10 protein-coding genes are annotated in these 11,383 nt (G+C 65.9%); 9 read left to right on the plus strand and 1 reads right to left on the minus strand.

Annotation, left to right across the window (positions count from 1 at the left end):
* Positions 1-54: 54 nt before the first annotated feature.
* The 3 genes from F4036_05975 (at position 55) to F4036_05985 (ending at position 3,730) form a co-directional block, all read left to right on the plus strand.
* Complete coding sequence (locus tag F4036_05975; GenBank protein ID MYK37290.1) at positions 55-789, plus strand: uracil-DNA glycosylase; 735 nt, start codon at positions 55-57, stop codon at positions 787-789.
* A complete protein-coding gene (locus F4036_05980) occupies positions 786-2,063 on the plus strand; it encodes an MFS transporter (GenBank protein ID MYK37291.1) in 1,278 nt (425 codons plus the stop codon). The genes F4036_05975 and F4036_05980 overlap by 4 nt, the downstream gene beginning before the upstream one ends.
* Positions 2,064-2,179: 116 nt before the next feature.
* Positions 2,180-3,730: a DUF945 domain-containing protein gene (locus F4036_05985; GenBank protein MYK37292.1), complete on the plus strand. Its 1,551-nt coding sequence runs from the start codon at positions 2,180-2,182 to the stop codon at positions 3,728-3,730.
* A gap of 13 nt (positions 3,731-3,743) precedes the next feature.
* On the opposite strand, the gene F4036_05990 is transcribed toward F4036_05985, so the two are convergent.
* The gene (locus tag F4036_05990; protein MYK37293.1) at positions 3,744-4,487 is read right to left on the minus strand and encodes an Asp/Glu racemase; all 744 of its coding nucleotides are present in this window, start codon (positions 4,485-4,487) and stop codon (positions 3,744-3,746) included.
* Positions 4,488-4,559: 72 nt separating this feature from the next.
* Between F4036_05990 and F4036_05995 the strand changes: the two genes are divergently transcribed.
* The 6 genes from F4036_05995 (at position 4,560) to F4036_06020 (ending at position 11,331) form a co-directional block, all read left to right on the plus strand.
* A complete protein-coding gene (locus F4036_05995) occupies positions 4,560-5,912 on the plus strand; it encodes an MFS transporter (GenBank protein ID MYK37294.1) in 1,353 nt (450 codons plus the stop codon).
* Between the two features lie 14 nt (positions 5,913-5,926).
* Positions 5,927-6,934 carry a DUF1838 domain-containing protein gene (locus F4036_06000; protein ID MYK37295.1) on the plus strand — a complete coding sequence of 336 codons (1,008 nt, stop codon included), beginning with the start codon at positions 5,927-5,929 and terminating at the stop codon, positions 6,932-6,934.
* Positions 6,935-7,063: 129 nt separating this feature from the next.
* The gene (locus tag F4036_06005) at positions 7,064-8,089 is read left to right on the plus strand and encodes a DUF1838 domain-containing protein (GenBank protein MYK37296.1); all 1,026 of its coding nucleotides are present in this window, start codon (positions 7,064-7,066) and stop codon (positions 8,087-8,089) included.
* Between the two features lie 108 nt (positions 8,090-8,197).
* Positions 8,198-9,562, plus strand: a complete 1,365-nt coding sequence (locus F4036_06010; GenBank protein MYK37297.1) for an MFS transporter — start codon at positions 8,198-8,200, stop codon at positions 9,560-9,562.
* 96 nt (positions 9,563-9,658) lie between these two features.
* Positions 9,659-11,008, plus strand: coding sequence for an MFS transporter (locus tag F4036_06015; protein ID MYK37298.1), 1,350 nt, complete (start codon positions 9,659-9,661; stop codon positions 11,006-11,008).
* Positions 10,900-11,331 (plus strand): 2Fe-2S iron-sulfur cluster binding domain-containing protein, encoded by a 432-nt coding sequence (locus F4036_06020; protein ID MYK37299.1) that lies wholly within the window; start codon positions 10,900-10,902, stop codon positions 11,329-11,331. The genes F4036_06015 and F4036_06020 overlap by 109 nt, the downstream gene beginning before the upstream one ends.
* Positions 11,332-11,383: the final 52 nt, after the last annotated feature.

Here is an 11,383-nt window from a genome sequence, read left to right on the forward strand (position 1 = left end):
CTGATGGGACAGGAAACCCGATTCAGCCGGGCGCAGCGCGATCTGCTGGACCTGATGGACACGCCCGTGTGGGCGCCGAAGTCGGCGGATGACGCGCCCGTCGACGCCGCGCCGGGGGGCGAAGGCGGGGCGCCTTCGCGGAGGACGGGACGTCCTCCCGCCCAGGACGAGTCGCGCGCGGCGACCTCAATGCCGCCGGCTGCCGCAGCGCCGCCGGAACTGGAGGCGCTGCGCAGCAAGGTGGCGGCCTGCACCGCCTGCGCGCTGCATTCCGGCCGCAGGCAGACCGTTTTCGGCGTCGGCAACCCCAGGGCCGACTGGATGTTCGTGGGCGAAGGTCCCGGCGAGGAGGAGGACCGTCGCGGCGAGCCGTTCGTGGGGCGCGCCGGCAAGCTGCTCGACGCGATGCTGCGCGCGATGAACCTGGACCGGACGATCGTCTATATCGCCAACATCGTCAAGTGCCGTCCGCCCAACAACCGCAATCCCGGCCTGGACGAAGCCGCCGCCTGCATTCCCTACCTCAAGCGCCAGATCGAATTGATCGCGCCGCGGCTGATCGTGGCCCTGGGCGCGGTGGCGGCACAGCGCCTGCTCGAAACCGACCGGCCGGTCGGCGCCATGCGCGGCAAGCTGCACCACGCCGCGCACCTTGAACCGCCGGTGCTGGTCACCTACCACCCCGCCTACCTGCTGCGGTCTCCCGGGCAGAAAGGCAAGGCCTGGGAGGACCTGCAACTGGGGATGCGCGAGATGGAAGCCCTGCTGGCCGCTCGCAACTCCGTTTGAGCGCTGCCCGGACAAGACGTTCCGCTACTTTGCGGGTGCTGTCGGGCGATGCCTGGCGCTGGGCGATGTACGACTGGGCCAATTCGGCCTTCGCCCTGATCGTCATGACCTCCTTCGTCCCGCTGCTGCTGCGCGAACACTGGTCGGCTGGCGAGACGTCCACCGAAATCACGTTCATCTGGGGCTCGGCCAACAGCATCGCGGCGCTGCTGCTGGCCCTGGGCGCCCCGCTGCTGGGTGCGCTGGCGGATCAGGGCGGTCGCCTGCGCCGGATGCTGGCGGTTTGCGTGGTGCCGGGCGCAATATGCACGGTGCTGCTGGCGCTGCCGGGCGCCGGGCAATGGACGACGGGGCTTTCGCTGTTCGTTCTGGCCTGGTTCGGCTACTCCGCCGCCAATGTCTTCTACGACGCGCTGCTGACCGAGGTTGCCGAGCCGAAACAGTACGACCTGGTTTCCGCGTACGGCTTTGCGCTGGGCTACATCGGCAGCGCGATGCTCTTCACGCTGTGCGCGCTGGTCACGGTGGACCCCGCGCGCTTCGGCCTGGACTCGCAGGTGCAGGCGATGCAGGTGAGCATGCTGGTGGTGGGCGCCTGGTGGGTGCTGTTCTCGATTCCGCTGCTGCGAGGAGGCCGCCGCGCCACGGCCGCCGGCCGCCGGCCGCGCCTGGGGGCGGCCTGGCGGCAGCTCGGATCCACGCTGCGCGAGGCGCGCAGCTACCCGCAGCTCTGGCTTTTCCTGATTGCCTATTTCCTCTATATCGACGGCGTTTACACGATTATCAAGATGGCGGTGGATTTCGGCGCCGCGATCAATCTGCCGCCCTCGGACCTGGTGTTCGCGATCCTGGTAACGAACTACCTCGGGTTTCCCGCTACGCTGGCCTTCGGGTTCGCCGGGCGCCGTTTCGGTCCGCGGCGCTGCATCTACGCGGCGCTGGCGGTCTATTGCCTGGTGACCTTCCTGGCCAGCATGGCCAGCCAGGTCTGGCACTTCTACCTGCTGGCGGCGATGATCGGCCTCGCCCAGGGCGGCGTGCAGAGCCTGAGCCGGTCGATGTTCGCGCGCCTGGCCCCGCCCGGCAAGTCCACCGAAATGTTCGGCTTCTACAACATGTTCGGACGCTTCGCGGCGATCCTGGGACCGATCCTCACCGGCTACACGGCCCTGGTACTGGACAGTCAGCGACTGGGCGTGCTCGCGATCCTGGTCCTCCTGATCGCGGGCTTCGTCCTGCTGACCCGCGTCAGGGAAACGCCGGCGCATGGTTGACCATTCGGCCGGGAACGTCTAACTTTCACAAAACAATAAGAATATAAGCTGTTCGACCCGGGCTGCGGGGCATAGGGTTGGTGTGTTGTGCGGGGTTTACGTCTTGGGAGGCTCTTATGAAAAAGAGCGTGATCGCAGTCCTGGTGATTCTTCTGGTTGCGGCCGGCCTGGTTCTGCCGGCGGGCTACTTCGGCCAGGTCGCCGAACAGACTCTCGAGAGCCGTTTGGCGAACATGCCGTACGGCTTGCAGATGGAGGTTGTTGAGTACCGGCGAGGCTGGTTTTCTTCCACCGCGCGACTGGAATGGCAACCGCCCGAAAACCTGACCATACCCCCCATAGCCGGGCAGGGCCCTTTCGGGGGCGTTTCGGCGACTGACTTTTCGACGGTTCTCATGGCATTCGATTCCGGACCGATTGCGATTGATCTTGAGATCGCGCATGGCCCGGTATTTTTCGCGGTGGGCCCGGGCGTGGGCCTGTTCAACGCCCGGGGACGCATCGATCTGGACGGCGAGGCCATGGAGGCTGCAGCGGAATTGGACGAAAGCGCGGACAATTTCATAGATGTCCACGTGAGCTCCTTCTCCGGCGGCACGGTCAGCAACCGGTTCGAGTTCCAGACGCTGGCCGGGTACTACGGGCCTGTCTTCGTAACTCTGGCCGGCGGGCAGATTGCCGGCGAGTGGACCGGCCCGAATGCGTTCCAGTTGCAGCACGCAGCCCTGGAGAAAGTCGACGTGCATACCGGGATGGCCGATGTCGGCATCCGCGTTTCGATGACGGATATGGAAAGCCGGACCGAATACCCGCAGGGCCTGGCAGGCGGCGCGATCCTGGCCCCTTCCGAATCGAACACCTCCATTGCCGAGGTATATGTTGAAGGCGCGGGAGGAAATACGCTGATGCGCATGACCGGAATGAGTTCGCTGGGCAGCTCAAGCGTGGGCGAGGATGGCCGGTATCGAATCGACGGCCGGATGGAGATCGAGTCCCTGGAGGTCATGGAGCGTGAGTTCGGGGCAGTCGAACTGAACCAGGCTGCCGGAGGTTTCAGCGAAGCCGCGGTGCTGAAATTCGTGGACGCCCTGGGCGCCGGCGTTTTCGATGCTCCGCCCGATGACCCGCAATCGCTCGAGGAGCCGCCGCCGGAGCAGTCCGCGCCGCCGCCGGGCGGGATGCTTGCCGCTCTGCCGTCGCTGACCCCGGAGATGAAGGAAGCAATCCGCGCCATCGTGGCCGACGGCCCCTACGCCGACATCAGTACTGTCGTGATGTACCAGGGCGAGCATGCCCTGAAACTGGATTCGCACCAGGCCTTTTACCCCGATCGCGTTCCCGCCGGCGCGGATGTGGCCACTCTGCCCGCCTTCGTGTCGTCGTTCGAATACACGCTGGACATCGAAGTTCCGAAGGTGGCGGCCGAGGACCTGTTCGGCCCGGACCTGTTGCAGGGGGAACTGGCCCGGATGTTGCTTCAGGACAACGACACGGTCTACAGCCTCGGCGTGGCGCTCAGGAACGGCAATATTGAACTGAATGGACTGCCGCTGCCGCTGTCCCTGCCCACGGCTGCGGCCTCTCCGTTCGAGGAGTCGCCTTCCTTTCCGCTGGAGGAGGATGAGCCGAATCCCTTCAATCAGGCCCCGCCCCCTCCGCCGGACTGAGCCCTCCGGGCCTTCAGAATTCCTCCAGGATGCGGCCGTGGCCGTAGATCCGGTCGCGGATGCCCGAGCGGCGCAGCGCGTCCCAGTAGGTGACTGCGTTGATCGCCAGCACCGGCTTGCCCAGCCATGGCTCGACCTGCGCGCAAATGCCCATGGCCGGTAGGTTGGTCCCGACCTGCACGATCGCCTCGGCGTCGTCGCCGTCCAGCTCGCGCAACGCCGAGCGCATCCGCGGTCCCGTCGTATGGGCGATTTCGATCGGCGACGGGCACTTGAGTCCGATCAGGCGTAGCACGTCGAAGCCCGCCTCCAGGAAGTAGTCGCGCACCTGTTCGTCGCCGCGCGGCATGTGCGGCGTCAGCACCGCGATCTTCGCCACTCCGAAAGCCCGCAGCGCCGCGACGGTGGCCGTCGAGCCCATCGAGATTCCCACTCCGGCCCGCTGCTCCAGACCGTCCTGAAGTTCCGCCGCCTGTTTCACGCCGCCCCAGAACGCCTCCAGGGCCACGCCCATGATGACGTGATCGACCTGCGCCGAGCAGACCCGGTCTATGGCGTCGCCCATGCCGTCGCGCATGGCCTGCACGTGTTCGAGGAAGTCCTTCTCGGTCGTGATCTTGCGCTGGCGTATGCTCACCCGCCCGGTGTGGTTGGTGACGCCCGGCGGGCGCAGCAGTTCGCACTCCGGCTGTACCGTGGTGTTCGTGGAGGGCACGGCGAGGCCGACGCGCAGGCGGTGGCCGTGGTAGTCGGTCATGGGGGTACTCCGGGGGCCGATGAGCGTGCGGGGGATTGTAATTGCCGCCGAAATCATTGAGTATCCGCCCGGATGTCGCAATCATCATCGTCAACGGGCGGCGTATACCGGGTCCTCGGGTTGATTCCCCTGCGCCTCGAGGAGGGGGTGCGCAGCCGCCACGTGAATGCGCTCTACTTCGGCGCGTTCTTCTCCATCGGCCTGCTCACGTTCATCAACGTGCAGCAGGGCTACCTCTTCACGAACCTGGGCATTCCCCAGACCGAGTGGGGCGGGCTGGCCGGCCGACTTCTTCTGATCAACGAACTCGTCGTTCTGGCGACGGTGTACCTGCTTGGAACACTGTCCGACCGGGTCGGGAGGCGGGTGGTCTACGCGCTTGGCTTCAGCATGGTGGGCATCTGCTACGTGCTCTACCCCATGGCCACCGCGGCCGAGCACCTGTACCTGGCGCGGCCCATATTCGCGATCGGCGCGGCCTGCATATCCGCCATGCTGGCTTCGGTCATCAACGACTATCCCGACGAGGCCTCGCGCAGCCGGTTCCAGGCGGTGGCCTTCATCCTCAACGGGATCGGCATCAGCGTGGTCAATGGATTTGCCGGAAGGCTGATCGAAGGCTACAAGAGCATGGGCCTGGACTCGGTCATGGTGGGGCGGGCCACGTTCTGGACGGCGGCTGCGGCCTGCATGGTGGTGGCCGTGGTGCTCATCATCTTCCTCAAGCCGGGGGCGCCGGCCCAGGTTTCGAAACGGGAAGGCATTTTCAAGACCTGGGGCGTGGCGTGGCGGGCGGCGCGCAATCCCAGGGTGGCGCTGGCCTATGTCGGCGCGCTGGTCTCGCGCGGCGATCTGGCCGTCGTGAGCGTGTTCTATTCGCTGTGGCTGCGGCAGGTGGGCATGGAGCAGGGCCTGTCCAGCGAGGAGGCGCAGGCGCGCGCGGTACTTTTCTACGTGGTCGCCCAGGCGTTTGCCGTGCCCTGGGCGGCGATCATGGCGCCGATCCTCGACCGCATCGACCGCGTGGCGGGCATCGCGATCGCGATGTTCCTGGCGGCCTGCGGTTATCTCGCCATGCCGTTCTTCCCGAATCCCATCAGCAACTGGATGTTCCTTGGCGCGGCCCTGATCGGCATGGGCGAAATGTGCGCGCAACTTTCGGCCATCGCCCTGATCGGCAAGGAAGCGCCGGTGCGCGGCCGCGGCGCGGTGATCGGCCTGTTCAGCTTTTTCGGCGCCGTGGGGATCATGGCCTCCGGAGTCTTCGGCGGCTGGCTGTTCGATAACTGGGCGGCCTACGGGCCCTTCGTGATGGTGGGCTGCGGGAACGTGGTAGTGTTCACGCTCGCGCTGCTGTTGTTGCGGCACGAGGCCAGGCGCCGCAGGGCGCAGGGCGCAGGCATCGCCGGGCCGGAACCGGCATAAGAAGGGGAGCAGCAATGCAAAAGAATCGTCGTGAAATCATCCACAGCTTTGGCGCAGTCGGCGCCCTCGGGGCCGCCGCGCTTGCGTTCGGCCAGGCGCCGCGCAAAGCGGTCGCCGCCGAAGGCGACTCGGGCGCAGCCACCGATTACCTGAGCGGCCCGTACCTGGACCTGAGCACCCCCGGGGACAATCAGATCGCCTATGCCCGCCTGGCCAGCGACCTGGACGAGAGCAAGCAGCGTCCCGGCTGGTTCAAGGGCTACGTGATGGGCGTGCGTCCGGGCGAGGCGATCCGCGACCTGTTCGGATTTGCCGGGTTCGGGGTTTCGCGCCTGGAGCGCCAGCCGGACGGCGCCATCGCCCGGGTGCTGCGCGAAGTGGGCTTTTACACCGACCTGCGCAGCGGCGAGATCCTGGAGGAGTGGCACAACCCGTATCTGGACGAGACCGTGAAACCGGTGCCGATCGCCAACGATCCATTCAATATGGTGATCAGGGACCACTTTTCGCGGCCGCCGCAGTTCGGCGGCCTGAACGAGGCCGACGTGCGCCCGGTGGAGCCGTTCCTGCTGCCATGGCGGCAGCTGGGAGAGCGGCTGCAGATGGAGCGCCATATTCATCTTCACTACCCCAGCGCACTCGACCCCGAAGTGTGGGTGCGCGAGTCCTCGGGGGACAGGGTGCGGGTATCGGAGTTCTTCGCCTATTCCCTGAACGGCGCCGACATGCAGAACCCCGAACTCACCGCGGTCCCGTCGCACGGTGTCTGGAACCGCACCACCCCGTGGCTGCCGTGGATGCTGATGGGCCAGGCCGAGGGGCACTGCCAGTACGCCTGCTTCATGGGGTCGGGCGAGGACCTGGAGCAGATCCACGACCGGGCGCTTCTGGATTACACCGAGAAGCACTATGCGAAGTACTTCAACGCGCCGGAGACCTATTCGCCGGACACGCCCAGCCTGTCCAGCCTGGAGATGTACGCAATCGAGCAGACGCCGGCTCCGCCGAAGCAGGAAACCTGATGGCGGGCGACGGCAATGTGCTGGTATTCTTGCTCGCCACGCGCCTGCCGCAGTACGGGCTCCGGTGCTTGAGGGGATACGGCAAGACAGGTTCGCGGAATTAGGAACATCGCAATAAGGGGAAAACTTATGCAATCGCAAAGGCGAGATTTCATCAAGGGATTCGGGGCCGTGGGCGCGTTCGGCGCCGCGGCGCTGAGCATGGGCGCCTGCGGAGACGTCAACGTGACCGTCAACGGCGGGAACGAAGACTCCAACGCCGGGTCCGACGGCTCGCAGGATTATCTCAGCGGCCCGTACGTGGACCTGAGCACCGGCGTAGGCAACAAGATCGCCTACGCCCGCACCCAGGGCAATCTCGACGAGAGCGTCCAGAAGACGGGCTGGTTCAAGGGCTACGTAATGGGCGTGCGCCCCGGCGAGGCGATCCGCGACCTGTTCGGCTTTGCCGGCTTCGGCGTCTCGCGCCTGCAGCAGAACGAAGACGGATCGATCGCCAAGATCCTCCGCGAGGTTGGCTACTACACCGACCTGCGCAGCGGCGAGGTGCTGGAAGAGTGGGAAAACCCCTATACCAACGAGACCGTGCCCGTGGTGCCGATCGCCAACGATCCGTTCAACTACGTGATCAGCGATTACTTTCCCGAGCCGCCGCGCTTCGGCGGACTCAACGAGGAAGTGCCGCCGAAGATTCCCTTCGTCCTGCCGTGGCAGCAGCGCGGCCCCCGGATCGACATGGAAATCCATATCCACCTCCACTATCCGAACGCGCTGGATCCGGCCAAGTGGGTGCGCGAGTCCACGGGTTCGATGGTGCAGGTGTCGGAGTTCTTCGCGTTCCACCTCGATGGTGCGCAACTGCAGAACCCGGACTTGACCACGCTGCCGTACCACGGGGTCTGGAACCGCACGACGCCGTGGCTGCCGTGGATGCTGATGGGGCAGTCGCCGGGCTTCTGCCAGTACGCCGCATTCATGGGCGCCGGAGAGGATCTCGAACAGGTGCATGACCGGGCGCTGCTCGACTACGCCGAGAAGCACCATCCCAAGTATTTCAACGCGCCGGAAACCTACGATCCGGAGACGCCCAGCCTGTCCAGCCTCGAGTGGTACGCGATCGAGCGCACGCCGGCGCCGCCGAAGCAGGAGACCTAGGCTTCACGAACGTTCGAAGGAGTGCTCGCGGCCGCCGCCGGCCGGCCGCGAGCGCTTCGGGCTCTTTCGACAGGGCCCTGACGCCGCCGGCACGGGAGCGATGCTGAGATGCCCAGCGGATTCAACGTAGCCAAGGGGCGTGAACTGACGCCGGACCCGTCCGGCAAGCGTCTGGCGGGATTGTGGTTCGTGCCGGGCCTCACGACGACCAACGCATGGTCGTTCCTGTTCGTTTCGTTTACGACCGTTGGACTGCTTACCGCGATCACCGGTGTGCAGACCAACGTGCTGAGCGAGAACTTCGGCATTCCGGCCAGGGACCAGGGGCAATGGATCAGCGGCCTGGTGCTGTGGACGGAATTCGTGCTGCTCGCCGTGTTCGGCCTCGTGGGTGTGGCCGCGGACCGCATCGGACGCCGCCAGATATTCGCAATCGGGCTGCTTCTCATGGGCCTGAGCTACGTCTTTCACGCCTACGCGTTCGAGATCTGGCAACTGTTCGGAGCGCGCGTGCTCTATGCGGTGGGCATAGGGGCCGCCACCGGCATGCTGGCCACCATCCTGGCCGACTACCCGCAGGAAATTTCGCGTGGCCGCGTAGTGGCGATCAGCGGCGCCCTGACCGGCCTCGGGGTGGTGCTCATCAAACTGATGTTCGGCGACGGCGCGCGGGTGCTGGTGGAGATCCTGGACCTGTCCGAGGACTCGGTCCTGCCCCTGGGGCTGTTCCTTGTCGCGGCGGTTGCATTCGTGACGGCCGTGGTCGCGGCGTGGGGCCTGCAGCCGGGCACGCCGACCACGCGCGAGGAGCGCCCGCCGGTAAAGGAACTGCTTACCGCGGGCGTGCGCGAGGCGATCAGCAATCCCCGCATCGCCGTGGCGTACGCGGGCGCCTTTGTGGCGCGCAGCGACCTCGTGATCCTGGGCAGTTTCCTGACCCTGTGGGGACGATTTGCGGTCGAGAGCGCGGGGCTTACCGGGTCCGAGGCCCAGGCCATGAGCGTGCGGCCGTTTGCCGTCGCCCAGACTGCCGGCCTGCTGTGGATTGTCGTGCTGGGATTCCTGCTGGAGAAGCGCGACCGGTTGCTGGCGCTGGGAGTGGCCTTCGGCGTTGCGACGATCGGTTACCTGGGCATGTGGTTCGTCGGCGACCTGCTTTCGGCCAGGTCGATTCCGTTCCTGTGCCTGCTGGGCGCCGGGCAGATCAGCGCTTTCTGGGGCGCCACCACGCTCATCGGCCGCGAGGCGCCGAAGGCGTCGCGCGGCACGGTCGTCGGCGCGTTCAACCTGAGCGGAGTGCTCGGTATTCTGGTCTTCGTGGCGCTGGGCGGGTACCTGTACGACCGCTATGGACCGGTGGCCCCGTTCATCATGGTGGGCCTGGCCAACCTGCTGGTCATGGCGGCCACCGGAAGCCTGATGCTCAGGGAATCGCGCGCCGCCGCCGCCCAGCGCGCAGAAGGCGCCGCCTGAACACGGCTGCCGACACGAGAGCCTGGGGGGGAGGGCGTCCCGCCCTCCGGGAAGGCGAGACACCTTCCCACCCGGGAATGCGAGGGAGCAACGGTTGTGACTGAGTCCGGCGAGCGCGTCAACTGGCGCGCGCTTCTGAACCCGTACTTCCTGCAGGTTTTCGGCATCTGCCTGTTCGGCTGGACGCTGGCCAACATGGACCAGGCGTTCTTCGGCTACGCCATCCCTCCGATCAAGGAAACTTTCTCGATCGGCGACCCGGAAATCGGCCTGATCCTCTCCGCCTCGTTCCTCGCGGCAGCGTTCTTCATCGTGGTGGCCGGGCTGCTTACCGACCGCTACGGCCGGCGGATGATGTTCACGGTATTCCTTGCCGTTTCGGCGCTTATGGTCGGCCTCTTTTCGCTGGCGGAGACGCTGGCCATGCTTGTGTTTCTCCGCCTGGTCGGATGGTGTCTGTGTTCGGGCATGGTGCCGATCATCAATTCTTATGTGGTGGAGGCGTCACCCGCACGGTTTCGCGGGTTCAACGCCGGCATCCTGCAGATCGGCTATCCGCTGGGCTGGTTTATCGGCGGACTGCTGGCGGTCGAATTGATGGGTAACCCCGCGGTCGGCCGATCCGTGGGTGCGTTTCTTGAGTCGCTGGGCCTCCTTTCCGCCGAGGCGGTGCAGGGGGTCGGGAGCTGGCGCCTGCTGTTCATGGTGGCGTTCCTGGTCATACCCATCGCTGTGGTCCTGTACTGGTTCATACCGGAAAGTCGCCGGTTCCTGGCCGAAAAGGAGGCGCAGGAAGCGAGTGCCGAAGCGGGTATGACGGCCCGTGACCGCATAGCACTGTTACTCAGCAAGCAATACATCCGCCGCGTGTCGCTGGGCTGGATCGCGTCGCTGACCTTCGGCGGAGCCTACGCCGGGACCGCGTTCTTCTTTCCGACGTTCTTCCACGAAGTGCGCGGCCACACGTTGGACGAGGCCAACCTGATCGTGGGCGTGTCATACGGCATCGGCGCGATCGGCTACATCGCCTCTTCGCTGGTCGGCGAGTTCCTCACCACGCGCCGCAATACGGTGGCGATCTGGGTGTTCATCGCCATTCCCATCTGCGCAGCCGTGTTCTGGCTGGACCTGGGACTGGAAGCCGACATCGCCCTGATGGCGGCGATGACCTTCTTCTTCTACGGCACCATCGCCGTGCTGCAGACCTACCTGGCGGAAGTGTTTCCCACCCGGGTGCGCGCCACCGCGGTGGCATTCGTGGCCGGAATCGGCATCAACATCGGCTTCGCCGTCTATCCGCTTGTGGTCGGTGCGCTGGCCGAGATCATCGGCTGGCGATGGGCGTTCACCGTCACGGTGTTGCCCAGCCTGTTGCTGACCGGGGTGTCCACACTGTTTCAGATCAACGTTCGCTCCGGCGAGCGCCTGGAGGACATCTCGGACTAGTGCGGGAAAGGGACGCTTCCCCTTCCGGACATACCGTGAGCGTGACCCTGCTGCTCGGCGGGCAGCGGCGCGAATTCAGCATGGACCCGTCGCGCGGGCTGGACGTATTGAGCGCCGCCATCGAGGCCGGGCACACGCCTCCGCATTCCTGCCGCGGCGCGATCTGCGCCACCTGCCGGGCGCGGCTGGTGGAGGGCGAGGTGCGGATGCGCAAGGACCATGCGCTGCTGGAAGAGGAGATCGAAGCCGGGTTCGTGCTGGTCTGCCAGTCGCTTCCGCTAAGCGAAAGGGTGGTACTGGATTACGAAAGTGAGACCAATTGAACGATTCTGACACTGTTTGAATCCTTCTTGCGATAGCCCCGCGGCAGTCGCC

The sequence above is a fragment of the Gammaproteobacteria bacterium genome, from assembly GCA_009845905.1.
Taxonomy (GTDB): Bacteria; Pseudomonadota; Gammaproteobacteria; order Steroidobacterales; family Foliamicaceae; genus Foliamicus.

Coding starts and splice junctions, on each gene's coding strand:
- F4036_06010 (MYK37297.1), top strand. CDS start 8,198: ATGCCCAGCGGATTCAACGTAGCCAAGGGGCGTGAACTGACGCCGGAC.
- F4036_06000 (MYK37295.1), top strand. CDS start 5,927: ATGCAAAAGAATCGTCGTGAAATCATCCACAGCTTTGGCGCAGTCGGC.
- F4036_05975 (MYK37290.1), top strand. CDS start 55: ATGGACACGCCCGTGTGGGCGCCGAAGTCGGCGGATGACGCGCCCGTC.
- F4036_05985 (MYK37292.1), top strand. CDS start 2,180: ATGAAAAAGAGCGTGATCGCAGTCCTGGTGATTCTTCTGGTTGCGGCC.
- F4036_06020 (MYK37299.1), top strand. CDS start 10,900: ATGGGCGTTCACCGTCACGGTGTTGCCCAGCCTGTTGCTGACCGGGGT.
- F4036_05995 (MYK37294.1), top strand. CDS start 4,560: ATGTCGCAATCATCATCGTCAACGGGCGGCGTATACCGGGTCCTCGGG.
- F4036_05990 (MYK37293.1), bottom strand. CDS start 4,487: ATGACCGACTACCACGGCCACCGCCTGCGCGTCGGCCTCGCCGTGCCC.
- F4036_06005 (MYK37296.1), top strand. CDS start 7,064: ATGCAATCGCAAAGGCGAGATTTCATCAAGGGATTCGGGGCCGTGGGC.